Genomic DNA, 25589 nt, shown 5'->3' with positions numbered 1-25589 from the left:
TCGTGAGTGGTTACGCAAGTTAGAACGCGCTTAACCACTCACGAGGTTTGACGTGGGGTTTGTCGCTCTGGGGTGCGTTCGGCCTTGACTGATCCGATACTCGTGATGTGCGGTTTCTTGGCCATTCGACGGTTCGGATCGAGCTCGGTGGCCGAGTTGTGCTCACCGATCCGGTCCTTACGCCCCGCGTCGGGCCACTTGTCCGAGTTGTTCCGCCGCTCGATCCCTCCGCGTGGGCTGGCGTCGACCTCGTCCTGATCTCCCATCAGCATGGGGATCACCTGCATCTGCCGTCCCTACGGCTGGTTCGCGACGCCCGGATCGTGGTTCCGCGTGGCGCGGGTGCGTGGCTTCACCGGAAGGGGTTCCCGCACGTCGAGGAACTGGGCATTGGCGAGTCGTTGACGGACGGCCAGCTGACCGTCACCGCCGTGCCAGCCCACCATTCCGGACATCGTTGGGGCCCACGGCTGACACATGGGCCGCATGCCCCCGCAGTCGGACATATCCTCGAGGCGGAGAAGCGGATCTACGTCGCGGGTGACACCGACCTGTACGACGGCATGGCTGAGCTTGGGCCGGTGGATGTCGCGTTCCTGCCGGTGTGGGGCTGGGGAATGACGCTGGGGCCGGGTCATCTCGACCCGATCAGGGCCGCGGCCGCGGTCGACCTGGTCAAACCGAGGGTGGCGGTGCCGGTGCACTGGGGGACGCTGGCGTTACCCGGGTTGGCCAGAACCCCGCGCATGCGGCGACTACTTGCCGAACCAGGCCATGAATTCGCTGCGGCCGTGCGTAATTGTCGAGTCGTCGTGACGCCACCAGGTACCGAGGTGATGCATGAACCAAGCGCTTGATCTGACGGCGACGTCGTCGATCGGTTACCCGGTGATCTTCTTCGGTGTCCTGCTGGGCTCGATCATCCCGATCGTGCCCACCGGTGCCGTTGTGGGCGCGGGTGCGGCCGTCGCGATGACGACCACGGGTCTGTCGTTGCCGTTGGTGCTGTTGCTGTCGACGCTCGGTGCGTACGTGGGCGACGTGGCCACGTACACGATCGCGCGTCTGGGGGGCGACCCGGCGGTGCGGTGGCTCGCGCGTCACCAGCACGCGGATCGCGTGGCCAGCGTTCGTGACCAGTTCTCCCGGCGCGGCTGGCAGATTCTGGTCGTCGGCCGTTTGTTGCCCGCCGGGCGTATCCCCGTGTTGTTGGCTGCGGGAGCACTGACATATCCGTGGCGACGGTTCCTGCCGACGGCGTTGATCGCCTCGCTCATCTGGGCTGTCGCGTACGCACTGCTGGGTGTGGCGAGCGGTGGCATCTTCGACTCGCCGTTGGTCGCGAGCCTTATCGCGACGGCCCTCGTACTCATCGTCACTGTCCTTATGGCCGTCATCGCGCGCTATCAGCATCGCGCTCCCGACGCGGGCAGGTTGCTGCGTGGCGGTCGTGCGACGGCACGTTTGTTGCTCATCTGGATCATCGTGACCGCCGCGCTGCAGGCGTTCGACGCGCTGCTGCCTGGGTTCACGATGACGCAGTGGTGGCAGCCGACCGTCTGCGCGTTGATCCTCGGCTTGATCGCCACGGTCGTCTGGCCGCTCATCTTGCGGATAGCGTTGCCGTTCGCGCTGTTCACGCTGGGTCTTGGCAGCTTCATCGTGATCGGTGCGGGTGCGTTGGCGATCTTCAACACGGTGCCGGGTGTCGAGATCGAGAACCTGCGCTCCGCCGTCGCCGTGACGATCGGGATGGCGGCTGTCGGTGCCTTCCTGAGCAGCGTGCTCGCGATCGACGATGACGAGATCTTCTTCCGGCGCATCGCCCGGCGTGGCGGCACGCCAAAGGAAATGCCGGACACGCCACCGGGCGTGATCTTCCTGCAGATCGACGGGCTTGGTTACGACACCGTCCGCCGGGCCGTGCGCGACGGCGACATGCCCACGCTGGCCGCGTGGGTCAGCGAGGACACCCATCGCTTGACGACGTGGCACACCGACTGGAGCTCGCAGACCGGCGCGAGCGTGTCCGGGATCCTGCACGGCGACAACCACGACATCCTCGGATTCCGTTGGTACGAAAAGGATCGCGATCACGTGATGGCGTGTGCGCATCCGAAGGACGCGGCCGAGATCGAGCGGCGCCACTCCAACGGCAAGGGCCTGCTGTCCGGTGGCGGCGCGGGTCACGGCAACCTCTTCACCGGCGACGCGGACCACGTCACCCTGACCATGAGCGCGGTTCCCGTGCTGGGGAAGGGAGTTCGCCGCGGCAGGCACGTGAAAACCGGGGACGGCTACTACGCGTACTTCGCCAGGCCGGTGAACGTTCTGCGCACGTTCGGCTCCGCGATCGTGGACATCATCCGGGAAATCTGGGCTTCGACCAGCCAGAAACGCCGTGGGGTCAAGCCGCGGATCAAGCGCGGCGGCTTCTACCCGATCGCCCGCTCCGGCACCACGGTGATCACGCGTGACGTCGTGGTCTCGGCGATCATCGAGGACATCCTGGCTGGCCGTCCCGTGGTGTACGCGGACTTCCTTGGCTACGACGAAGTCGCGCACCACTCCGGGATCGAGCGCTTCGACGCGTTGGCTGTGCTGCGCGGAATCGACCAGCAGATCGGGCGTCTGCAGCGCGCGACCCGACTCGGGCCGCGGCAGTACTACCTGGTCGTGCTCTCGGATCACGGTCAGACGCAGGGCTGGGCGTTCGCGAACCGATTCGGCGAACCGATCGAGAAACTCGTCGGCAGGCTGTGCGGCGGCGAGCCATCGGACATCTCGAAGGTGACGAAGCCACGTAACGCGGCCGAAGGCTGGCAGATGAACGCGGCACTGGCCGAAGGTGGCCTGATCGCGCGTCGGCTGCGTGGCCGTGTCGAGCGAGCCGGGGTCAGCCCAGAGCTGCATCGCGCTCCTGGTGGCGAGCCCGGCGAAGTCGCGCGGGTCGCTCCTGGCGTGGTCGTTGTGGTGTCCGGACACGTGGCGATGGTGTCGTTCATCGATCACGAAGGCCGGGTGCCGCTGGAAACCATCGAACGCGAGTACCCGGAACTGTTGCCACAGCTCGTTGATCACGCGGGCGTTGGCTTCATGCTGGTGCGTAGCTCCGAATTCGGGCCGGTCGTGCTCGGCCGCGACGGGCTGCACCGGCTGGCCACCGGCGTGATCATCGGCGAGGACCCGCTGAAGGACTACGGCCCGCACGCCGCCGACCTGATCCGGCGGACCGACTCGTTCCCGCACTGCGCGGACATCATGATCAACAGCCGGTACGACCCGGAAACCCAGACCGCGTCGCCGTTCGAGCCACACGTCGGCTCACACGGCGGACTCGGCGGGCCTCAGGTGCACGGATTCCTCGTGTACCCAACGGAATTCATGCCCGTGGACGGTGTCGTCGGGGCCGAGGCGCTGCACCAGTTGTTCCGCTCATGGCTGACCGAGCTCGGGCATCCCGCGCCCGCCGAGGCGCCTTCCGAGGAGCTAGTCAGCGAGGCCGTGCCACTTCCTTGATCACCTCAGCCAGGTGCTGGGCCTGGACGTCCGTGGTCAGCTCGCGTTCCAGCCTGGCACGGCCTGCCTTGCCCATCGCGTCGGCGCGCTCGGGATCGGCCATCAGCGCGCCGACCGCCGACGCGAACATGTCCACATCGCCTGGCGGTACAACCAAACCGTCGTGACCGTGCTTGAGGTATCCGTCGAGGCCCGCGCTCGCCGTCACGACATACGGCCTTCCGCACGCCATAGCTTCGAGGATCACCGACATGCCGGAGCCGTGGATATTTGGCTGCGTGGCCACTGCGACCACGTTCGCCTGCCCGTAGAACTGACGACGCTTGCGGCCGAGGTGTCCGCGGTGCAGGACGCCCAGACTGCCAGGAAGGTCAACGTCCAGCTGGGTCGCGAGCTCCAACCGGGTGCCTGGGACGCGGCGGCGCACGTCGGCGACGGCCTTGATCAAGGTCTCGTGGTCGCGGTGGGCGTCGTCACCGACGCTGGCCACCAAGGTGCGGTCCACGTCCCCGTCGATCGGCCGGAACCAGTCGCCGTCGATGCCGAAGGGCACGAACCTCAGCTTGCGCTCGGGCACGTTCCATTCGTCCCGCATCACCGGGATCATGCCCTTTGCCTGGACGAACACCGCATCCATCCGGTCAAGCGCCTTCCGTGCGCGCCGGAGGAACTCGGGCGTCCGCGCCTCGGGGTCGGTCAGCAGCTGCACACCGCTGATCACCGGCGGGCCACCGGGCAACGAAGCCGCTGGGATACCGGTGTACTCGTCCCAGCACAGCACGACATCCGCGCTTCGCCGCAACGGGTTGTACTGGGACGCAACGGCTTCGAACCATTCCAAGCCTTCAGCACGGTCACGCACCCTGCGGGCGATCGCGTTCGGGATCCGTCCCTTGAGGACTTGGCGGAACGCCACGTCCACCCCGTGCCTGCTCAGCTCGTCGATGCCGAACGGGGTCACGTTCGGGACCTCGCCGGTCGCGTTGCGCGCTGGCCATTTGGCCGCGTCGAGGTAGTGGATCAGTTCCACCCAGGCACGCACGCGCGACACAGTGACGACTCCTGATTCAGATCGTGAGCATGAGCTCCGCCAGGCGAGCGGCTTGCAGCTCGGTCGAGAAATGCTGTTCGACCTTACGGCGTGCGGCCTGGCCGAGTTCCGTGGCCATCGCTTCGTCGGTCAGCAGCCGGTGCACGCATTTCGCCAGCGCATCCTCGTCGCCGACCGGGTAGATGAGTCCGGTTCGCTCGTTTTCGACGTAATCGGTCAGACCGGGAGTGTCCGGAATCACTACCGGACGACCACTAGCCATACCCTCAAGGGTGACAGTCAGGCCGGAAGCATGGACGTTCGGCGTTGTCGCGATCGCGATCACGCTCGCCCGTTGGTACAGATCCCGCACCTGGCCTTCGTTGAGCCCGGTGCGGGCGTAGTTCTGCGGAATCGCCAGCCGGGTGGCGATCTCGAGGCGCGCGCCGGGGACTTTGTTGATCGCACGGATGAGCAGGTGATGATCGCGGTGCCGGTCGTTGCCAGCACTGACAACCAGGCGTTCCTCGGTTTTCGGGCGTTCGCGGAAGAAATCCACATCGATGCCGAGCGGGATGTGATGCGCTTTTCTGACGCCCCAGTCCCGTTCGAGCCTTGGGATCATCGCACTCGACGACGCCCAGACCCTGGCCGCCCTTGGCAAGGCGCGTTTCGCGAACCATGCCGTGGTCTTGTCGACTTCGTCGGTCAGCCAGACCACTCCGGTGATCACCGGCTTGCGGCGCTGGCGTAGCGCGGCGGGCACTCCAGAGTACTCGTCCCAGCACAGGATCACGTCGCCGGTGGTGCGCCGGAACGCGTCGGCCCACTCGTAACCACCGAGTCGATGCCTGGCCGCGCGGCCTATGCGTTCGATGACGCGCCCACGGGCCGGAATTCGCATGATCGGCTGCACTCCGTGGTTCGCCAGCCGGTCGAGTCCATACGGCCAGTGATCAGGAACTTCCCCACGGGCGTGTCGGCTACTCCATTCGGCGGGATCTAGACCGTGCGACATCTCGAGATAAGCGCGCACAGTGTCGACCTCCACCTCGCTGGTACACCGCATGGGATCTGCGGCAACGCGAAGTTACTAGACTACGGCCCGTGTCCAGGGCGGCGGCGATCGCGCGAGGGGTCGCCCTCCAAGTAGTGGCGAGGGTGACGGCGATGCCGCTCGCAATCGTCACTCTAGGTATCGCCACCCAGTACCTCGGCCAGCACGGCTACGGCGTGATGACGACCGCGATCGTGTTCGTCGGCCTGTTCGAGACCCTGACCTCCCAGGGCATCGGCACAGTGATCGTGCGAAGGGTGAGTGGGCGCGAAGGGGCATCACTCTCCCGGCTGATTGGCCTGGATCTGACGTTCTCCTTGGTCTACGCGGTGCCGTTGGCATTGACCGCGGGGGCCATCGGGGTGCTGACGTACTCCGATCCGGAAGTCCAGTCAGCCCTGTTGGTCCTGTCCGCGGGTTTGGTGTGCAGCGCGATCGCTTCGTGCTTCGACGCGGTGTTCGACGTCCATGTCCGTTACGGCACGGTCGCGACGGCCGAGTTCTTCTCCCGCGTGATCACTTTGGCCAGCGCGGCCGCCATCGCCTTCACCGACGCCGGACTGCTGGCCATGTGCGCGGTCCAGATCATGCCCCAGTTGATCAAGATGGTCGTAACCGGTTTCGCAGCACACAAGTTGACGCCCCTGCGACCCGTTGGCGACGTGAACGGCATCATCAGCCTGGTCAAGGAGAGCATCCCGTTCACCCTGATCATGCTCATCGCGGTGATCTACTGGCGGGTCGACGGCGTGTTGTTGTCACTGCTGGCCGAGACGCGCGATGTGGCCGCGTATGGCATCGCGGTGCAATTGGCGTTCACGCTGAACATGCTGCCCCAGGTCTTCTCGCGGACAGCGTTGTCAACGATCAACGAGGGCTACGCGACCGACCCGGAACGGTTCAGACGAGCGGTCGCAAGTGGATACAGATTCCTGTTGCTGTTCGCCACACCCGTTGCGGTACTTGGCATCCCCTTGGCCGAACGCCTCGTGACCGCGGTCGGGTCGGAGGAATTCGCCTCTGGCGCGACCCCGGTGCTTCGGCTGTTTTTCATTGCCTGCGCCATCAGCTTCCTGACGTCGATCATCAGCGATGCGATGGTCGCCGCCCATCAGCAACGGTTCCTGACGACTTTGTCCCTGGTGAACCTGGTCGTGAACATCGCGCTGAACATCGTGTTGATCCCGATGTATGGAGCCGTCGGCTGTGGCATCGCGCTGATCGTCACGGAGTTGTCGGGGGTTGTGTTCACGCAGATCCGGCTTCGCAAGGTCGGGGTTGATCCGCTACCGCTGTCGTACATCGTGCGCCTGGTGCCGGGTCTGAATCTGTCGCTGCTGGCAATGTTGCTGACGTGGTCCCTGCCGCTGATCGTCCCCCTCATCGCCGGAATGATCGGCTACTTCATCGGCGCGTGGCTCGGCGGCGCCATCCCCGACGAGATGCGCGGCGCCCTGCTCGGCGCCATGAAACCCGGCCGCAGCAGCGCCCCAGCCTGACACCCCGGGCGTGTCCACCGTTCCCGAACACCGTGTCCACCGTTCCGACACACGGAGTTGACCGTTCCAGCACACCGAAATTCCCTCTCGACCTCGGCTTCGGGTTTTCGGGAATTTCACTGTGCTGGAATGTGCAACTCGGTGTTCCGGAATGGTGGACACACCGTGCCGGAATGGTGGACACGATGGGCGTGGGTAAGGTGACGGCGTGATCGACGGTCAAGCTGCTCGTCCGCTCTCCGTGCTGGTCGTCAGCTACCGGCGGGCGGATCTGCTGCGGCGGTGCCTTGACAGTGTCCACAAGCACCTGTCCGGCTGCCGGGTTCTGGTGTGGGACAACCTGTCTGAGGGCAGCCTGGCTATCCGGGAGCTGCAAAGTGAGTATCCCGACGTGGACTGGGTCTTCTCGGACAGCAACGTCGGGTACGCGGCCGCCATCAACGGCTTGGCCGAGCGGACCGAAGACGACATGTTGCTGCTCAACCCGGACGCCGAGCTCACCGGACCGCTCACGAAGTCACGTGCAGCCCTGAGCCAGGGCAAGGTAGCCGCCGTGTCGCCGAAGGTGCAGGACGACGCCGACGGGCCGGACTGGGACGTGGCCAGGCGTAAGCAGACCGTCCTACGCAGTCTTGTCAGCCATTCGGGTTACGGGAAACGCCTGCGGGGCAACGCTCTCTCCGACTACTACCCGCAGCAGCCCGGCGAGGTCGACGGATACCTGTCCGGCTGTTCCCTGCTCATCTCCCACGCGGCGTGGGACGAGCTCGGCGGCTTCGACAACAAGTTCTTCGTCTACGGCGAAGAGGCGGCGTGGCAGCGCAAAGCCCGCGAACACGGCTGGCGGCTGATCCTCGCCGACGAGAACGACGTCCGGCACGCCGCGGCGGGCACGATGGCAGGCGATCCCCTCAAGGAGCGCCGGGCCAGGGATTTCCTCAGGGCAGGCCAGGCCGAGATGCTCGGCATGAGCAACTACGGACCGGGCGCGATCTTCACCGCCGGGCTCAATCTTCTCGACCGCGTGCAACGGTCCCACCGGCAGGACCGGAGCAAGGAAAAGGCGGCGGCCCGGGCGAAAGCACAGCCTGGCAAGCCGAGCATTTTGTTGACCAGCAACGAATTGTGCCAAGGCGGCGCCGAGCGGCAACGTGTTCTGCTGGCCAACGAGCTCAGCCGGAGGGGCTACCCGGTCACGTTGGCCTGCCTGCAGCATTTCGGGCCGCTCACCCCCGAACTCGATCCGAGCGTCCGGCTCATCCTCACCCCTTGGTGGCAGCCGCTGGTCGATCTGCCGACCAAAGATGCCGTTCTCATCACCGGTGTGACGAACACCGAAGCCGGTTTCGCCGCCGGATGGAAGGCCCTGAACCGGCACGGCAAATGGCTCGCCGCAACACACGAGCCAGCGGAAGAGAACAAGCCGACGTACGGCGACAAACTGGCCAAGGTGATCAACCGCAGTGACGGCGTGATCGCCTTGTCCCCACGGCATTGGGACGCCATCACCCGGCATCAGCAGCTGAACGGCAAGCACTTCATCGCCCCCAACGGGGTACCGAAGCAACAGGATCGTGGCTTCACACCGAGCAAGCCCGTCCGATTCGGCATGTTGAGCCGGATCGTCGAGCACAAGAACCCGCATCTGCTCGTCCAGGCGCTCACCGGCCTCGACGAACGAGACTGGACCCTCGAGATCTACGGCGACGGACCTGATCGGGCAAAACTGCAGGCCATGGCCCCCGAGGACAGCCGGGTCCGATGGCATGGCGCGTCGCCAGGGCCCGATCATGCTTTCGGGACATTCGACGTTCTCTGCGTGCCGAGCCGGGCTGAGGCGTTCCCGCTGGTCATTGTCGAAGCTATGGCGCGCGGGCTGCCGGTTGTGTCATCGGCCGTAGGTTCTGTGCCGGATTTGCTGGACAATGGGCGTGCTGGGGTACTTGTCGAGAATGTCACGGCAGCGGCGTGGGCAGCGGCGCTGCGCCCAATCATCGAGGAACCGACCCGGCTCACGGCACTCGCCGCGGCGGGTGCGCGACGGGCCGCCGAACTGTACACAGTGGACGCTATGACGGATGCTTACGAGACCGCGATCGCGGCGGTGCGATGAGAGTTCTGTGGCTGTCACCGTGGATGCGCACGTTGTCCAGGGTGCACGTGGAAGCGTTGCAGGCCGCCGGGCATGAGTGCTTGCTGATCACGTCCGATCAGCATTACGAGAAGATGGCGCCGCTGGAGTACGAGCGCGTTCTCGACCCGCGCCCCAAGGATCTGCGCACGATCGGCCCGTTGCTCAAGACCGTGCGGGAAGCCAAGGCGTGGCAGCCGAGTGTGGTCGTGGTCGAACTGGTCTGGGATCCGCGCTGGCTCATGCTCGCGCGGCTGGCACCAATGGTCCACCTGGTGCATGACGACGCTCCGCACGACGAGACCGAGCAAAGGCCTGCTTGGCAGCGTCAGCTGTTCAGCAGGTTCAGCAACCGGGCGACGCGGGTCGTCGCATTCAGTGACTATGTGGCCAAGCAGTTGCCATATCCAGCCAGTGTTGTCCCGTTGACAAGCGATGTCCGCGAGAGCGATCTCCCGGCGCCGGTCACCGAGCGGCATGATTTCGTGCTCTACGGCCGGATGTCGCCGTACAAGAACGTGCCGGTCGCGCTCAAGGCTTGGGAGAAGCACCTGCTTTCCGGGCAGCACAAGGGCGATCGGCTGATCCTGCTCGGCGACGGTCCGCTGGACGTGTCCGAACAGGACCTTCCGCCGCGCTGCGAGTGGCGCAGGGAGCGTTACTCCTATTCGGACGTTCTGCCGATTCTGGCCCGCGCCAAGGGGTCGATCGTGCACTACCGGCAGGCGTCGCAGAGCGGTGTGCAGCTGCTGTCCATGCAACTGGGTGTCACGCCGATCGTCTCGGACTCCGGTGGGCTCGAGGAATTCCAGCCGCCGGGCGAGCCGGGCATCGGGATCAACGACGCCGATGGACTGGCCGAAGCGTTCGCCGGACTGTCCGATCCGGACGTCGCCAGGCGACGCGGGCAAGCCAGCCGCAGGCATTTCGAGCAGAACTACAGCGCCGGGCTGTTGGCCGAAAAACTCGCCGATGTCCTCGCTCAGGCCGCGATTTATCACCCGTAAGGGGGATTTGACCGGCGAAGGGTTACGACATTCGGCCTAATGTCATGTTTTTATGGTCCGCATGGCTGAGGAGATCGGACGGCGCCGGTTCATCGGGGCAGCGGCCGGGGCGATCGCACTCGGGGCAGCCGGTGGCATCGCACTGAGCCAGCAACAGTGGTTCGGACCTGAGGAAACGGCCGAACAGGAGACGAAACCGGTCTCCGCCGACCCGGCGGCGACCGCGGACGCGCAGGCGTTGTTGCGCTGGTTCAAGCAACTGCCGACCCGCGACTCGCGCAGAGTCGTGGTCGGGCAGCAGATCGACGACATCACCGCGGCGAGCTACGACCACTTCGTCGAGGCGTTGTTCAAACGCACCGCGAAATATCCCGCGATGATCGGCGTGATGGTCCGCGACGCGTGGACGAGATCGGAATCCAGGGTCCTTGTCGACCACTGGAAACGCGGCGGACTGATCACAATGGACATCCATCCGACCAACCCGTGGAATCCGAGCGGCGGCGCGAACTCGGCGTGGGTCAAGGATCCCAAAGCGACAAAGCCGGATCTGCGGACCCTACTGGCCACTTCGGACTCCAGCCCGCAGCGCAACGTCTGGCGCGCGCAGCTGGAGAAGATGGGCGACCTGGTCGAGGAATTGGGTCAGGCAGGCGCTGTCGTGCTGCTGCGACCGTTGCACGAAGGCAACGGGTCGTGGTTCTGGTGGGGCCAGGACATGTCCTCCCGCAAGACCTTCGCGCGCGATCTGTACCGGGATGTCTTCTACTACATCACCCAGACTCGGCGGCTGCACAACGTGTTGTGGGTGTACTCGCCCGGCGCGTCGTGGGATGGGCCCGCGTTGTCGTACTACCCGGGCGATGAGTACGTGGACATGGTCTGCCCGAGCCGGTACGACGACGACATGTACATGTTGGGTGAGCGCAAAGGCGAGTCGCCCAACGACGACTACAAGGACATCGTTTCGACCGGAAAACCGCTCGGCTTCGGCGAATGCGGCCCATCGACCAAACTGGACGGTTCGTGGGACGCACGGACGATCATCAAACGGATCAAAGAGAACTATCCGGCCATGACGTACTTCCATTGCTGGCACGGCTGGGAGAACAAGATCATGGAACTGGCCAGGGACAAGTACGCCGAAGAGCTGATGAACGACCCCTGGGTGATCACACGGGACAAAGTGGACTGGCGCCCAGCCAACGCGCCAACCACCACCTCACCCACCCGCCCAACAACGACCCCACCGCCGCCAACCACACCAAAACCACCCACCACCCCGGCCAACGCGGTCATCCGCCCGCAAATCACCAGGTAAACCCTCGTGAGTGGTTAGACGTGTTCTAACCCGTCTAACCACTCACGAGGGATGACCAGTGGCGGCCTAGGACCTGCATGTAACGGGAGATCTCGTACGGTTCCACTGTGGAGCGTGCGGCCTTGGAAAGGCGGGCTCGCAGGCCCGGATCGTCAAGCAGGGACTGCAAAGCGCGCGTCAGGCCGCCGATGTCGCCCGGCTTCACGAGCAAACCGTTTTCGCCGTCCTTGACGACCTCGCCGATCGAGCCGACGGGAGTGACCACGGGAACAAGGCCGTGCCCCATGGATTCCAGCATCGCCATCGGCAGGCCTTCATCCCGGCTGGGCAGCACGAAAACGTGCGCCGAGCTGAGCAGCGAATCGCGTTCCTCCGGCGAGATCCACGTCCGGATCCGAGCGTTCACGCCAAGCCGCGCGGCCAACGCCTTGGTCTCCGCGACTTCGCCGTCACCGGCCATCACCAGCTCGACCGGCTCAGACAACCCAGCGACCGCGGACAACACATCCGCCGAGCCCTTGCGCTCGCCGAACCGGCCAAGGAACACGATCTTGAAACCGGGCCCTGAAGACACCCGGCGCGGCAGCTCGATCGGATTGCCGAGGTTCACAACCCGTTTCACACCAAGCAAACTCATGTACGTCGTGCGCCACGAAGACCCGAGCACGGCGATCAGATCGGCCTGCCGGAACGTCAAAGCGATCAAGCGCTTGGCCAAGCCAGGCAGACCCTGATACCAGTCGATGAACTCGGCGCCATGGCAGTGCAACACCACAGGCTTACGCAGCAGCTTGGCAACCCAGACAAGCAAGCCTTTCCGGATCACACTGCCCCGCTCGGACACGTGCGCGTGCAGCACATCCGCGTGCGGCAACGACTTCACGACCTGCAGCGTCCCGGACAGCCACAGCCGCAGGCGCATCGCGGCCGGGCCCTCCTTGTGGGTCGTGATCATCCGGATGGCCGCAACGTCGGAACTGTGGCGCAGCAACAGGTTCGTGACGGTCGCCATCCCGCCGCGCTCTGTTGGCGCGGAGCCGACCATCAGCACACGGATCATGGCACCCACGTGTTCTTCTCCGGCTGCGAAACCGGCGGCATCCGGCTGGTCTCCTCGCCGACGGGCTTCTTCTTCTCCGGCCGCACCCGCACCGCCGGGAAACGCTTGGGGTAGAGCCAACGCAGCACGAAGATCGCGACGATCGCGACCACGAGCCCGCCGAAGAACCCGCCGAGCAGCAGCAGCCACAGCCCAGGCGCCGAGCGGGCTGGCGGATTCGTCGGGTCGGTGATCACGTTGACCACGACCCGGGACGAACCACCGGGAATGGTCTCGAGCTTGGTGATCGCGTTGATGAACGACTGCGTCACAGCGACCGCGTTGCGACGCGCTGTCTCCGGGCTCGACCCCGTGACCTGCAACTTCAGCACGGTCGTATCGCCTGCGACGGTCGCCGTGATCTGCGAGGTGAGCGTGCCCGAGTCCGTGCCGAGCGTTTGCGCGGCCGGGCCCGTGACCTGCGCGCTCGACGCGATCTGCGCGTACGTGGTCATCCGCTGGTTCACGTACTGGTTGCTGGTGTACGCGGTGTCCGGCTGGGCCGGGTCGCTCTGCCCGGTCATCAGGACCTCGGCGGACGAGGTGTACACGGCGTTGCTGAGGCGGTTGCTGAAGTACGCGCCACCGAGCAGACCGACCACGACACCAGCCGCGAGCAGCCACTGCCACCACGCTACGTTCTTGAGCAACCTCACCGTGTCATTATCCTTCTCGCTGATGACGGCGTTTGTCCGACCTGTTCGAACCGCGGTCGCCAGCCGACCGCGAGTGCCAGCACTGCCAGGGTAAGCGCGATCGCCACCAATGCGGGACGGTCGATCAGGGTCGTCTGGAAGATCGACTGCAGCGCCATGCACGCCAACCCGAGCGCGGACGCCACGACAGGCACAGTTCCGGGAGCGCCAAGGCGCCAGCTGTGCACGACGGCCGAGGCCACACGGACCATCAGCAACCCGACCGCGAACAGCCCGAACACCCCGAACCAGAGCCAAATTCTCAGGTACTGGTTGTGAATCCACGGCCGCGCCTCGACCACTGTCCGGTCGTGCAGCTCGTCGTACCAAATGATCTCGCCCCCGTAGGGGACCGCGACACCAGTACCCACGATCGGGTGGACTAGCAGCGTGTTCAGGGCCGCGTTGTTCTCCCTGACACGGTCGGCCAGGCTGTCCTCGACGAGCGCCTCACCACTGAAAACGCTGGTCACGCGGCCAGCGAGCGCCTCGCCTGTCTTGCCGAGCGCGCCGCCACTGGCCAGTCCGAGTGCCAACGCGCCCAAAGCCGCGGCGGCGAGCAAACGCTTGACCACGCCCCGGGAACCGAACCTGGCGACGGCCACCAGCACGACGAGCCCGAGCAGCGGCGCCCACGTGGATCGGTTGAAGCTCAGCGCTTCATGCGCGAGACCGGGCAACGCGATCAACAGCAACCGCCAGCGTGGCCTGGCCGGGAAGGCCCCGGAGACCAGCAAGATCAGCAGCGGCCCCCACAACGGCAGGATCGGCGCGGCGAGCCGGGACACCTCGGACGTGTCATCGCCGGTGATCACGGACGTCCGCTCGTCGACAAGCAACCGTTGCCAGTCCATGACCGCCGCGAGCAGTTCGACAGCGCTGGCCACGGCCGCGCCGACGGCCACGAGCGCCACGAGCTGCGGCAGCTTTCCTGCGAACGCGCGGTATACGATCACAAAACCCAACGGCACCAGCAAGATCGCCCGCACGCTGTCGGCGATTTCGGAGAACTCGCCGCCGCCGGTGAATCCGTACGCGCTACCGACCGCGACGGCCGCCACGAAAATCACCAACGGCCACGTGAAGATCGACTTGCCTGGCTTGCGCCATACCGCGATCAGGCCAATGAGCAGGGCGACTTCGAGCACGGTCGGCGTGACCGGGCCGACCTTGACCAATTCCAGCTTCGGCGGGAACACGGACGCGCCAAGGATCAGAAACGCGCCAGCGATCCATCGTGGGTCACGGAAGGCCGCGTACCCGGCGACCAGCAGGATCAGGAACGGCGGTCCGACGGAACCGGTCGCCGCGTACCCAGCGACCGCGAAGAACCCGAGGCCGACCACCAGGAGCCCACGTCGCGTGCGAACAGCCGCCCACAACGCCAGAATCTCGTGGTCAACGCTGGCCGCAAACGCTTCCGCGCCTTCGATTCGTGACCCGCCGTCGGCCACTTGAGCCACCCACCGGCCCGGCCGTCGGAGCGAACAGACAAGCCAGCCAAGCAAAGCGCCGAGCACCGCGCCAAGCAGCGCAGCCCAGATCGCCCAGGCGCGCGACATGTTCTCCGGTTCGCCGCCAGGATCGGACACCACACCAGATACACGGTTGAACTCCAGCCGCGTGACTACGGAGATGACCGTGTTCGCGGCGGCCGTTGCCCGGTCGGCAAGGCCGTCACGGTTCGGGCTGTCGAGTTCGATCCGCAGCGACTGGGCGCCGGAGATCTCGTGCGCGGTAATGGCTTCGCCTGCCGTCAGACGCGCTTCGCCAGCCACAGCGCCACTCGCGGCGATCTTGGCCCAGCTGGGCAGCCGTTGCGAGACGTGCCTGGCGACGGACGCCGTCGCGGGATCGGGCTCGACCTGGGCGGCCGTGAAGACGATCGTCGCGCCGCTGCGGTACACCGACCCGCCGGTCGTGGGTACGGCGAAACCGACCAGCGCACCGAAGACCATGCTGGCCAGGACAATCAGGACGGCCAGGCGGTTCATGACCTGTTGTCACCGGCCAGCCGCGCGGGCGGGATGATCCGGCGCGTCTGCGGATCCTCGGTCGGCACGGGTTCGGCGACCACCCAGCGTCCGGCCAGAGCGGGCAGCGCCGAACGGACCTCTTCCAGCAGGTCGGGCACGAACAGCAGGACCGCGTCCGGCTTCGCGCGTACCAACTCGGCCGGACTGATCACCGGGATCGCGGTGCCAGGCATCCGGCGGCCCCACTTGGCTTGGGACGCGTCCGCGACGCCGGACAGCATGGTGTCGTCGATGCCTGCTGCGGCTAGCAAGGCGACCGCGCGCGACGCGGCGCCGTAGCCGAAGACGCGACGGCCGGTGCCGCGTTGACGCTGCAGCCAGCCGCGCAAGGCGTTGATGCTGTTCTCCGCGGTCTCCTGCAACGAGCGCACGATCCGTGGGTCGTCGACGCCGCTTCCGGTCTCCTCGGCCATCAGTGCGCGAACCTCGGGATCGCTTTGTCCGCCACGACCAGCGGCCAGCAGGACCGTGCCGCCATAGAGCTCGAATCGCCACGCCGTCCACGGGGTCAGACCCGCGATCGCGAGCATCCGGGTCAGCGCGGCCGTCGAGTAGTAGGCGTAGTGCCCGTGCCGCAAGGCGTTCCACTGTCCACTTCGGATGATCGTGGCCAGCGAGTGGTACTGCAGCAGCAGGATTCCCTTGTCGCTCAGCTTCCTTGCCCGCTCAGCGACGGCCTCGTGCTGGTCGGCGCTGTGCATCAGGCCGAAGCAGTCCAGTACGACGTCCGCGGGATCGCTCGGCTGGTCGACCGGCCGCAAGTCGTGCTCGGCAAGCAAAGGCAGCCACGAGCCGCCGTGCGGGCTGCCGTACTCGAAGACTTTGGCGCCTGGCTGGACCAAACCGGACCGCATCACGCGGCCGATCGCGTCCTTGGCCTGCGCGACAAGCGCGGCGGGCTCGACCCCACGCGGTTCTTCAGGCACTGTCGGATCTTCGGCCAGTTGCGCGAGGCCACATTCCGCGCACAACCACATCCGCAGCGGGTAGACGGGGTCGGGGCCGATGTCCGCGACCGGCGGGAAGAAATCGCTCGCGGGCTGGCGGCCGAGGTCGAGCACGACCTCACCGCGGCGGGCCCGGCAGGACCGGCAGATCGGCGTCAGCATGGGGACGCCATGATGGACCGATGCATGTGCGGACTACCCCGATCGACGGCGTCCTGCTGTTCGTGCCCACTCCACACCACGACTCGCGTGGCCTGTTCACCAGGACGTTCGACGCGACCATCGCGGCGGAGCACGGCATCGACCCGAACTCGTTCATCCAGGACTCGCAGTCGCGCTCCAAGCAGGGCGTGCTGCGCGGGCTGCACGGCCGATCCGGGCGTGGCGAAGCGAAACTCGTGCGTTGCGCACACGGCGCGGTGTCCGATGTGGTCGTCGATGTCCGGCCGGACTCGCCGACCTTCGGCCGCCACGAGGTGTTCCAGCTGGACGACGAGACCTTCACGCACTTGTACATCCCGCCGGGCATGCTGCACGGATTCCAGGCGCTGACGCCGATCGCGGACGTCTGCTACCGCATCGACCGGCCGCACGACCCGCGTGAGGACGTCGCCGTGCGCTACGACGACCCGACGCTGGCCATCGAGTGGCCACTGCCGGTCACCGAGATCAGCGCCCGCGACTGTGCTGCTGGTCCCTGGCAGCCCAACTAGGCTCGCCGCCCTCGCGAGGGCCGAGTTAGGTGCGTTGAACGCCGCGAAGGTGGCCTTCACGGCATTTGGTTCTTCAGCCAGGCCAGGCGCGTGAACTTCTGCTCGAAGTCCTCGCGCGTCAGGCCGTACTCGGTGTAGGCCTCGAACAGCTCGACCGCACCCGCCTTGACCGTCCACTGTGCGGTGAACGGCATCGCGGCGCGGATCCGGGAGAAGTCCACCCGGTAGGACCTCGGGTCGGCGCCTGCCTCGCCGGTGATCACGAGCTTGGACCCGGCAACGGCTTCGACCACGTGCTGGGCAATTTGGGCGACGGTGAGGTTGTTGTCCTCAGTGCCCACGTTGAAAGCCTTGCTGTGCACGGCTTCCTTCGGCGCCTCCAGCGAGGCGATGAACGCGTCCGCGATGTCCTGCGCGTGCACCAGTGGCCGCCACGGCGTGCCATCCGACAGGACCTTGACCTCGCCGCTGAGCACCGCGTGCCCGACGAGGTTGTTCAGCACGATGTCCGCCCGAAGCCTCGGCGAGAAGCCGAAAGCCGTGGCGTTACGCAGGAAAACCGGCGTGAAGTCCGAATCGGCCAGCTCGAGAAGATCGTCCTCGACGCGCACCTTGCTCTCCGCGTACGGAGTCACCGGGCGCAGCGGCGCGTCTTCGTCAACCAGGCCATCGCCCGCGGCGCCGTACACGGAACACGTTGACGCGTAGAGGAACCGCTTGACCCCGGCATCCTTGGCCAACCGAGCCAGGGTGACCGAGGCGTGGTGGTTGATGTCGTACGTCAGCTCCGGCGCCAGCGACCCCAGTGGATCATTCGACAGGGCCGCGAGATGGATCACAGCGTCCACACCGGACACATGCTCGGCCGTGACCGCACGCAGATCGACCTGGAAGCCGTCCGGATCTTGCGGCAGGGGCCCGAGAACACAGGGTGCGAACAACCCGGAGTCAAGACCGACGACCTCGTGACCGGCGGCGGCCAACCGTGGCGCCATCACCGTCCCCAGGTAGCCCTGGTGTCCGGTCAGCAACACACGCACGTCATGCCTCCAAGCCAACGATCAGTTTGTCCAGGTAGAACGCCTCGGCATAGCGTGCCCGGCACTGCACGCCGCGAACCCTCGCCAGCCCCAGGAAGGTCTCACGGTCGAACCAGTACCGCCCAGACTGGGTGGGGTAGTACCGGAGCAACTTCTCTACCTTGGCCTCAGCGACCTCATCCGGCAAGGGCTGGTACACGGTCGGGGCACCCAAATCCCCCTCCCACTTGAGGATCTCGTAGCCGAGCGTCAAGTGGTCACGGAACGCGGTCGGCACGAGTTCGGCCAGTGTGCGGTGGTCCTGATGGGCGTCACGCGCGTGCGGACCGATCACCAGATCCGGCTCGGTGCGTGCCCGCAGTTCCTCGACGGCCTGCTTGGCCCGCTCCCAGTTGGCCGGAAAACGGCCGTCTGGCAGATCGAGGACGGTGAGCTTCAACTCCGCGTCAGGGCAGAAGGACTGCAGCGCCGCGTGCTCCTCGGCCTCTCTCGGCGTGTCGCCTCCGCTCAGCACCAGCGCGTCGACCCGCAGACCGGGCCGGGATTGGCACAGGGTCAGCAGCGTCCCGCCAGCGCCGATCGCGATGTCGTCGCAGTGCGCGCCGAGCAGCACGACACGGTCGATCCCATCAGGCCGGAGCGCCCGCATCGTTCTCCCACAACATCCATGGCCGGTCGCCCTGTGCGTACGCGGCGTCGAGAGCAGCCCGCTCCTTCACCGTGTCGGCGGGCTGCCAGAAACCACGGTAAGGGTAGGCCAGCAGCCGCCCTTCCTTGGCCAGTTCCCCGCAGGCGTCCTGAACCAGGTCGCCACCGGCAGGCAAGTGGTCGAACACGTCCTGGCGCAACACGAAGTAGCCGCCGTTCTCCCACAGCGGCAGGTTGCTGACCGGTGTGATCCCGCTGACCCTGCCGTCCTCGCCCATGTCCACACAGTGGAATGACGACTGCGGCGGCACGACCATCATCGACGCGCCCGCGTCGCTGACACTGAACCGGTTGACGATCTCGTCGAGTGGCGCGTCCGTGAGCACGTCGGCGTAGTTGGCGAGGAACATCTCCTCGCCTTCGACCAGGTGCCGCACGCGGCGAAGGCGCTCGCCGATCGGCGAGTCCTGACCCGTGTTGACGAACGAGATCGTCCAGTCGCTGATGTCCGTGGACAGCAGCTCGACCTTGCCGTCCCGCAGGACGAAGTCGTTGGACGCGGTCTCCTGGTAGGTCAGGAAGAAGTCCTTGATGTGGTGCGCGCCATAGCCGAGGCACAGGACGAACTCGGTGTGGCCGAAGTGGGCGTAGTAACGCATCACGTGCCACAGCAACGGCCGCGGCCCGACCATCTGCATCGGCTTCGGCACGTCGTCGGCCATCCCGTTGCGCATGCGCATTCCGTAGCCGCCGCAGAACAGCACGACCTTCACGGCTTGACCTCTTCCAAAGTCGGGATCGGGAACACCAGCCTGCCGCCCCACTCGCCCACATAGGACAGCTGCTCGGTCAGTTCCGTGCGCAGATTCCACGGCAGGACAAGGACATAGTCCGGTTTGTCCTCGGCGATCCGCTCGGGGGCGTGAATCGGGATCCTGGTGCCGGGCGTGAACTTGCCGTGCTTGTACGGATTGCGATCCACTGTGTACTTCAGGATGTCCGGCCGGACGCCACAGTGGTTCAACAACGTGTTGCCCTTGCCAGGCGCGCCATAGCCGACGACCGTTTTACCGGTGGCCGCCGCGCCGAGCAGGAACCTCAGCAGGTTCTGCCGCACGCTGTCCACGTTGCGCGCGAAGTCCTGGTAGCCGGACAGGTCGTGCAATCCGGCCTTGCGTTCTTCCTCGAGGACGAACCCGACGGCCTTGCCTGGCTCGGTTTGTACCGGGCGCGCCCAGATCCGGATCGAGCCGCCGTGCGTCGGCAGGAGTTCGACGTCCACCACGTGCAGGCCATGCGAAGCAAGCGCTCGCTGGGCTGACGCGACGGTGTAGTACTGGAAGTGCTCGTGGTAGATCGTGTCGTACTGGTTGTAGCGGACCAGGCTGAGCAGGTGCTGGACCTCGATGGACACCCAGCCGTCGTCCTTGACCAGTTCGCGCAGGCCCGCGGTGAAACCTTGGATGTCCGGGATGTGCGCGTAGACATTGTTGGCGACAACGAGATCCGCAGGCCCGTGTTCGGCGCGGACCGCGGCACCGGTTTCCTTGTTCAGGAACGCCGTTTTGGTCGGGACGCCCTTTTCCCGTGCCGCCTCACCGACATTGACCGATGGCTCGATGCCGAGGCACCGGATTCCCTTGTCCACGACGTGTTGCAGCAGGTAGCCGTCGTTGCTCGCGACCTCGACGACGAACTGCGGGTTCGTCCGCTCGATCGCCTTGTCCACGAATTTGCGGGCGTGCTCGACCCACGACGTGGAGAACGACGAGAAGTACGCGTACTCGGTGAACGTGTCCTCCGGCGTGATCAGCGGAGGAATCTGGGAGAGCCAGCAGGTGGTGCAGACACGCAGGTGCAGCGGGTAGGTCGGCTCCGGCTCGTCCAGCTGCGCGGCGGCGAGAAACCGCTCGCACGGCGGCGTTGCTCCCAGGTCGACCACGCTCTGAAGCTCAGTCGAGCCGCAGAGTCGGCAGATCATCAATACGCTCCTTGGCCCTTCAACACGGCGCGAACCGTTTTCCACAGGATCAGCGCGTCCAACGCGAGCGACCAGTCCTCGACGTACCGCAGGTCGAGCCGGACGGCTTCTTCCCACGGCAGGTCACTGCGTCCGCTGACCTGCCACAACCCGGTGAGACCCGGCTTGACCAGCAGCCTACGTCGCGCGTCTGAGCTGTAGCGCTCGGTCTCCTCAGGCAGCGGAGGCCGCGGCCCGACCAGCGACATCTGCCCGCCGACGACATTGAAAAGCTGAGGCAGCTCGTCCATGGAGAACCGGCGCAGAACGGCACCGATCTTGGTCACCCGGGGGTCCTTGCGCATTTTGAAAAGCGGCCCCTCGGCCTCGTTCACATGCAGCAGCGCGAGACGCTGGGAATGGGCGTCCGGCACCATCGTGCGGAACTTGACCATCGTGAACGCTTTGCCGTCTTTGCCGATCCGGCGCTGCTTGTAGAACACCGACCCGCCGTCGCCAAGTTTGACGGCCAAGGCAACAGCCGCGAGGAACGGACTCAACAGTCCAACGAGGATCGCGCCACCGACACGGTCGACGATCTCCTTGACGACACGGCGTGCACCCGTGAAGACCGGCGCGGACAACTTGAGCAACGGCATCCCGAGCACACCGGTGACATGCAGCCTTGGGCCCGCGACCTCCATCAGCACAGGCGCGACGACCAACTCGGCGGACGTGTTCTCCAGCTTCCAGGCCAGGTGCTGCAGGCGCGTTGGCGTCCAGTACGCGTCAGCCGTCACCGCGACGATCCGGTAACCACCGCGCTGCACCTGCTCGGCAACGTCTTCAATGCGCCCGACCACCGGCACGCCGTCTACGCGCCCGTCGGGGCCCGTACCGAGACCGTCAGCCGTACAGACCGCTTCGACACGCCAGCCTTGGTGCGGCGCTTTGCGCGTGCGCTCGATCAGGTCCTTGACCGTGCCAACCCCACCGGCCGCGAGCACAGGAAGGAGGCAACGGCCTGCTTGGCGGCGCTTGTGCAGCACGCGGCGCAGGAGATAGCGGACCGGGAAGTCAATGATCGCCATTGCCGGTACGGCAAGGAAAACCCAGGGGCGCAGGCCTTCGAGGCTGAGCGCGTACCCACCGATCGCCAAGATCACGAGGGCCGTGAACAAGCCCCGATAGAGGCGCCTGAACTCCTCGGCGCCGTCACCGAGCGCCGCGACGCTCCAGGCACGGGCACCGCTGAGGCCAACGAAAACCGCGGCGAGCGTGAACATCGCGAAGATGCTGGCGTGCAGCGCGGTGACCGCGCCGATGATCGCGTTGACGGTGATGACCACGCCGAGAATGACCGCGAGATCCGCACCGATGACCGCGAGCTGATATCGAGATTCCCAGGCGGCACGGATGGGCCGGGCCGATTCGGGCATATGCCGCTGGGTGGCAGGAGGAAAACGACGCACTGACCCGGCCCGTTCTCTCATGCAGTCTCTCCTGGTGTTCAGCCATGGGTGGAGCGGCGAAAAAGATGATCAGACCCGCGCTCACGATGGGAGTCGTTCCATCTTCGGACACCGTTACCGCCTGCAGAACATTACGAATGGCGCGTGTCAGCCATTCCACGGGGGTCACCGTGAAAAAGGCACTCACTGTGACCGCCGACAGCAACTATCACCCGGTCGGCCCAACATCATCGAACGAAGTGGTCACACACCATGAGATCGCTCGTCCGTTCTGGTGAACGACCCTAGACCATTCGCCGACACGAGCCTCGTCACACGAATCCCCCACACGGGTTATTTCACCCAATCGAACAAGCCGACCACCCGACCGAGCGACATTCACGGAACCCGATAGCAAACTGGCAAATGTGAACACAAGCGCAATGCGCAAAAGGAATACCTTAAGCCGTAGAAAAAGGCATAGACGCAGGTCAGCAACGTTTCCCGAAACCTAGCACGAAGTTGACAAAGTCGGAGCACGCATGTGCCCACTTCCACAGCCGCGCGGACCCGGTGGACAACCCTCCGATGTGGATCTCGCGGAACCCCGCCTTGTCGGTAGCCCTCGCTAGGCTGGATGACGGGGGCCGGAGGCCGAGGTTTCATCCGCAGCCGCCAAAGCGGACCGGCGGCCCCGCCCTTGGACACGTGACCTCCCGGCGAGCCCTGAAACCCCTCACCGCACGGGCGATGCCACTGACTTAAATTAAGAGAGCTCTCGCACTTCAGCGGTGTCCTGCGGGCGTGGGGCGCGAGGTTGATCTTGAGAGGCGCGGAACGCGAGTGGCCCAGCCCGCAAGCACGGCGTACCCGCGCCACCGATGGACGGGACTGTCCACAGTGGCCTTCATTCAGGTCCGCCACGGTCCGCGAGGGGAACCTTTGGCGCGTTGGACGCCGCGAAGGTGACCTTCACGGCACCAACCCGGGTAACAGGAGTATCGCGCGGGGTGCGTGAGACTGATGTGACGATCAATCGTCCATTGTGGACACCAATGCCACAGACAATCGGCCCTGAGCCGCTTGCGACCAGCCAGAATGCTTGAGTCAGCGGCATTGCCCCCATGAGCCCCAGGACACACACCGCCACGACCTACCCCAAGCCATGAGCTCTCCTGGCGCTCAGGGAACGTGCGCTATGCCTAGGACTTGTGGTCACGTGGCACTACCAGTGGATCGTCGTGAACGAGTTCCTGCCGCAGATCATCGGTTACGGCCTGACGCAGGACATCCTGCGGCACGGTCGAAGGCACTACCGGCCGGCCGCGGGCCAGCACTTTATGCCAGTGGAGTTCCAGGGCGCGGTGTACCGCTTCGGACACAGCATGGTCCGCCCGTCCTACCGGGCGAACCTCGCTGGCGACAACGGCAACCCGTTCTTCGAGTTCATCTTCGACCCAGCCGGACAGGGTCAGTCGGATCCGGTCGACCTGCGTGGCCGTGGACGCACGGCGCCGGTTCATCGGTTGGCAGACGTTCTTCGATTTCGGTGACGGCCAGGTGCGTCCGAACAAGCGGATCGACACAAGGATCTCGACGGCCTTGTTCAACCTGCCGCTGCAGACCACCGCGACCGGCGACCCGCCGACCGCGTTGCCGCAACGCAACCTGCTGCGCCACGTCACGTGGTCGCTGCCGTCCGGTCAGGCGATCGCTCGCGCGATGGGCATCCCTGTCCTCGGCCAGGACAGCTTCCCGGAGCTGCGCCAGTTCAACGTCGGCTTCGACGCGAACACCCCGCTTTGGTACTACATCCGACTGCCCGAGGGCTACAACGCGTACCACAACCGGCGCGACAAGAACAGCAACGGTGACAACCCAGAACACCCATCCCCAAAACCCACGGACCCCCAACTCCCGCCGAACAGCGAGGTTGAGAAGAAGAGCGAGCGCGCCAACGATCGCACCGCCAAAAGTAGCGAAAACAGGGGCGAACCCGACTTCGTCCGAATCAAGGGTCCGCGCCCCTACCTCGAAACCCCGTGCAAAACACTCAAAACAGCAGAAACCACCGGATAAAAAGCGAGAAGAGCGAACACCCCATTCCGAACAACCCAAATCCCAACCCACCAAGCCCCACGCCCCACATCCCCTCCAATGAAGAACGGACCGTTCCCTAACAAGACCCGAACCTGTTCTCAACCCGCAAACCCGTCAGATACCAATGGCCCCAGGGCTCACAAAGATCGGCACATTCACCGAACGGTATCTCTCTTTGTCCGCGAGCCGGCGTGTGTCCACCATTCCTTCACGGTGAGTCAAACTGCTCGACTCGCTACCAGCCCCGCTGGTACCCGCCGTGCGCCGCTCGCGCGTTCAACTCACCACAAGGAATGGTGGACACACGCGCTGTCGCGTCGTAACCCGTCGCTTCGCTCCGGGGGTTGGGCAGGGCAATGGCAAGCGCGAAGTGGGTATGGCCTTAGAGGCCGCGACCAAGGCGGGCAAACCAAGAAGGCCAGCGCAAGGTGACCAACCGGTAAGGCCACCGGGAGGTGGGATAGCCAATCAGTAAAAGAGGGCGCGAAGCGCCCGGTGCAAGTCAAGAAAAAAGCACCCAGCGCTGGGTCAGAAGGAGCACGCACCGTGGGGGGTTTGGGGGGCTCGGCCCCCCAACATCATGGAGGAGATCCCCCGGCGAAGCCGCGAAGCGGCGAGCAGAGGGGACCTGATCGACGTGGCCAGGGACGGGGTCGAACCGTCGACCTTCCGCTTTTCAGGTCTCGGGATAGCCGTTCGGGGCAGTCTGTAGCCGTACGTTTGCCCTGGTCAGTGAGACAGCTGGAACAGTAGGGGGTGGTTCGGACGCGGCCGGACTGAGACGGGAACTGAGACGAGGTCCCGGACGGCCAACGGACGAGATGCCCCCGCCCGGCCACGCCCCCAGCGGGGGGCATCTCGCCCGCAGGGGGAGACAGTCAGGTGGATGAAGGCGGGATGAGTTCGCGAATGAGTTCAGCCCGAGCGAATGAGTTTTTTCATTCGCGGATGATGCGGGCTGACCTGCACAAATGAGCGAAATGAGGGGAATGAGTGCCTGCCACAGCCCCCGGCCCGAGACCCTGTTTCAGGCGTGTGCGGACTGCGGCAGGAGGCTCATTCGCTCTGAGCGGTTCTCGAAGTGACGAACGTACCCCGGCCGTGCACGACCGTGAGCAGACTTCGTTCGACCAGGGCAGCGATAGCCCGGCGAACGGTCGGCCTGCTCACGCCGTACACGTCATCCGCCAACACCTGCTCCGACGGCAAGCGAGAACCGGACGGCAACGCGCCGGACTCGATATCGGCCGCGATGTCGTCGGCAATCTGCTGCCACACCAGGGCAGGCCCATCACGATCAATGCGGTCCCGCCTGTCCTCCCATGCCACCAACTCA

Annotated in this window: 21 protein-coding genes; 9 read left to right on the top strand and 12 right to left on the bottom strand. The window is 65.6% G+C overall.

The genetic code is table 11. The annotated features are described in order from the left end of the window. Positions 1–107: 107 nt before the first annotated feature. A complete protein-coding gene (locus LWC34_RS22130; RefSeq protein WP_233727079.1) occupies positions 108–857 on the top strand; it encodes an MBL fold metallo-hydrolase in 750 nt (249 codons plus the stop codon). Next, positions 841–3519 (top strand): VTT domain-containing protein, encoded by a 2679-nt coding sequence (locus tag LWC34_RS22120; protein ID WP_308200127.1) that lies wholly within the window; start codon positions 841–843, stop codon positions 3517–3519. The genes LWC34_RS22130 and LWC34_RS22120 overlap by 17 nt, the downstream gene beginning before the upstream one ends. Here LWC34_RS22120 and LWC34_RS58120 read toward each other — a convergent pair. Together LWC34_RS58120 and LWC34_RS22110 are read right to left on the bottom strand one after the other, a co-directional pair. Next, the gene (locus LWC34_RS58120) at positions 3494–4561 is read right to left on the bottom strand and encodes a glycosyltransferase family 4 protein (protein ID WP_233727078.1); all 1068 of its coding nucleotides are present in this window, start codon (positions 4559–4561) and stop codon (positions 3494–3496) included. The two genes, LWC34_RS22120 and LWC34_RS58120, sit on opposite strands and share 26 nt — an antisense overlap. A gap of 25 nt (positions 4562–4586) precedes the next feature. Continuing rightward, on the bottom strand, positions 4587–5453 hold the full coding sequence (locus tag LWC34_RS22110; RefSeq protein ID WP_233727077.1) for a glycosyltransferase family 4 protein: 867 nt from the start codon (positions 5451–5453) through the stop codon (positions 4587–4589). 203 nt (positions 5454–5656) lie between these two features. On the opposite strand from LWC34_RS22110, the gene LWC34_RS22105 reads away from it, so the two are divergent. The 4 genes from LWC34_RS22105 (at position 5657) to LWC34_RS22090 (ending at position 11564) form a co-directional block, all read left to right on the top strand. Continuing rightward, positions 5657–7105, top strand: a complete 1449-nt coding sequence (locus LWC34_RS22105) for a flippase (RefSeq protein ID WP_308200126.1) — start codon at positions 5657–5659, stop codon at positions 7103–7105. Between the two features lie 208 nt (positions 7106–7313). Next, the gene (locus LWC34_RS22100) at positions 7314–9218 is read left to right on the top strand and encodes a glycosyltransferase (protein ID WP_233727075.1); all 1905 of its coding nucleotides are present in this window, start codon (positions 7314–7316) and stop codon (positions 9216–9218) included. Continuing rightward, the gene (locus tag LWC34_RS22095; protein WP_233727074.1) at positions 9215–10243 is read left to right on the top strand and encodes a glycosyltransferase family 4 protein; all 1029 of its coding nucleotides are present in this window, start codon (positions 9215–9217) and stop codon (positions 10241–10243) included. Before LWC34_RS22100 ends, LWC34_RS22095 begins: the two co-directional genes overlap by 4 nt. A 61-nt stretch (positions 10244–10304) precedes the next feature. Further along, on the top strand, positions 10305–11564 hold the full coding sequence (locus LWC34_RS22090) for a glycosyl hydrolase (RefSeq protein ID WP_233727073.1): 1260 nt from the start codon (positions 10305–10307) through the stop codon (positions 11562–11564). Positions 11565–11598: 34 nt separating this feature from the next. Here the strand turns inward: LWC34_RS22090 and LWC34_RS22085 are convergent, their stop codons facing one another. The 4 genes from LWC34_RS22085 to LWC34_RS22070 are packed head-to-tail and all read right to left on the bottom strand — an operon-like array spanning position 11599 to position 16503. Further along, the gene (locus tag LWC34_RS22085) at positions 11599–12624 is read right to left on the bottom strand and encodes a glycosyltransferase family 4 protein (protein WP_233727072.1); all 1026 of its coding nucleotides are present in this window, start codon (positions 12622–12624) and stop codon (positions 11599–11601) included. After that, positions 12621–13319, bottom strand: coding sequence for a YveK family protein (locus LWC34_RS22080; RefSeq protein ID WP_233727071.1), 699 nt, complete (start codon positions 13317–13319; stop codon positions 12621–12623). The genes LWC34_RS22085 and LWC34_RS22080 overlap by 4 nt, the downstream gene beginning before the upstream one ends. Continuing rightward, positions 13316–15352, bottom strand: coding sequence for an O-antigen ligase family protein (locus tag LWC34_RS22075; protein WP_233727070.1), 2037 nt, complete (start codon positions 15350–15352; stop codon positions 13316–13318). Before LWC34_RS22075 ends, LWC34_RS22080 begins: the two co-directional genes overlap by 4 nt. Further along, a complete protein-coding gene (locus LWC34_RS22070; protein WP_233727069.1) occupies positions 15349–16503 on the bottom strand; it encodes a class I SAM-dependent methyltransferase in 1155 nt (384 codons plus the stop codon). The genes LWC34_RS22075 and LWC34_RS22070 overlap by 4 nt, the downstream gene beginning before the upstream one ends. Positions 16504–16523: 20 nt before the next feature. Here LWC34_RS22070 and LWC34_RS22065 point away from each other — a divergent pair, with 20 nt between their 5' ends. Continuing rightward, a complete protein-coding gene (locus LWC34_RS22065) occupies positions 16524–17054 on the top strand; it encodes a dTDP-4-dehydrorhamnose 3,5-epimerase family protein (protein WP_233727068.1) in 531 nt (176 codons plus the stop codon). Positions 17055–17110: 56 nt separating this feature from the next. Here the strand turns inward: LWC34_RS22065 and LWC34_RS22060 are convergent, their stop codons facing one another. Genes LWC34_RS22060 through LWC34_RS22040 form a run of 5 tightly spaced genes read right to left on the bottom strand, consistent with a single transcriptional unit; the run spans position 17111 to position 22141 of the window. Then, positions 17111–18094: an NAD-dependent epimerase/dehydratase family protein gene (locus tag LWC34_RS22060; RefSeq protein ID WP_233727067.1), complete on the bottom strand. Its 984-nt coding sequence runs from the start codon at positions 18092–18094 to the stop codon at positions 17111–17113. Position 18095: 1 nt separating this feature from the next. Next, positions 18096–18743 (bottom strand): PIG-L deacetylase family protein, encoded by a 648-nt coding sequence (locus LWC34_RS22055; protein ID WP_233727066.1) that lies wholly within the window; start codon positions 18741–18743, stop codon positions 18096–18098. Next, the gene (locus LWC34_RS22050) at positions 18724–19515 is read right to left on the bottom strand and encodes a glycosyltransferase family protein (RefSeq protein ID WP_233727065.1); all 792 of its coding nucleotides are present in this window, start codon (positions 19513–19515) and stop codon (positions 18724–18726) included. The genes LWC34_RS22055 and LWC34_RS22050 overlap by 20 nt, the downstream gene beginning before the upstream one ends. Continuing rightward, complete coding sequence (locus tag LWC34_RS22045; protein WP_233727064.1) at positions 19512–20726, bottom strand: class I SAM-dependent methyltransferase; 1215 nt, start codon at positions 20724–20726, stop codon at positions 19512–19514. Before LWC34_RS22045 ends, LWC34_RS22050 begins: the two co-directional genes overlap by 4 nt. Next, on the bottom strand, positions 20723–22141 hold the full coding sequence (locus LWC34_RS22040; RefSeq protein WP_233728813.1) for a sugar transferase: 1419 nt from the start codon (positions 22139–22141) through the stop codon (positions 20723–20725). Before LWC34_RS22040 ends, LWC34_RS22045 begins: the two co-directional genes overlap by 4 nt. Before the next feature lie 1223 nt (positions 22142–23364). On the opposite strand from LWC34_RS22040, the gene LWC34_RS22035 reads away from it, so the two are divergent. Both LWC34_RS22035 and LWC34_RS22030 read left to right on the top strand, forming a co-directional pair. Continuing rightward, entirely contained in the window at positions 23365–23706 is a 342-nt protein-coding gene (locus tag LWC34_RS22035; RefSeq protein WP_233727063.1) for a peroxidase family protein, read from the top strand. Next, a complete protein-coding gene (locus LWC34_RS22030) occupies positions 23648–24232 on the top strand; it encodes a peroxidase family protein (RefSeq protein WP_233727062.1) in 585 nt (194 codons plus the stop codon). The genes LWC34_RS22035 and LWC34_RS22030 overlap by 59 nt, the downstream gene beginning before the upstream one ends. Before the next feature lie 1077 nt (positions 24233–25309). Here the strand turns inward: LWC34_RS22030 and LWC34_RS22025 are convergent. After that, positions 25310–25582, bottom strand: a complete 273-nt coding sequence (locus LWC34_RS22025) for a GntR family transcriptional regulator (RefSeq protein ID WP_233727061.1) — start codon at positions 25580–25582, stop codon at positions 25310–25312. Between the last annotated feature and the right edge of the window lie 7 nt (positions 25583–25589).

It is taken from the genome of Kibdelosporangium philippinense (genome assembly GCF_021390435.2).
In the GTDB taxonomy this organism is placed as follows: Bacteria; Actinomycetota; Actinomycetes; order Mycobacteriales; family Pseudonocardiaceae; genus Kibdelosporangium; species Kibdelosporangium philippinense.
This window is presented reverse-complemented; position numbering and strand designations above follow the sequence as displayed.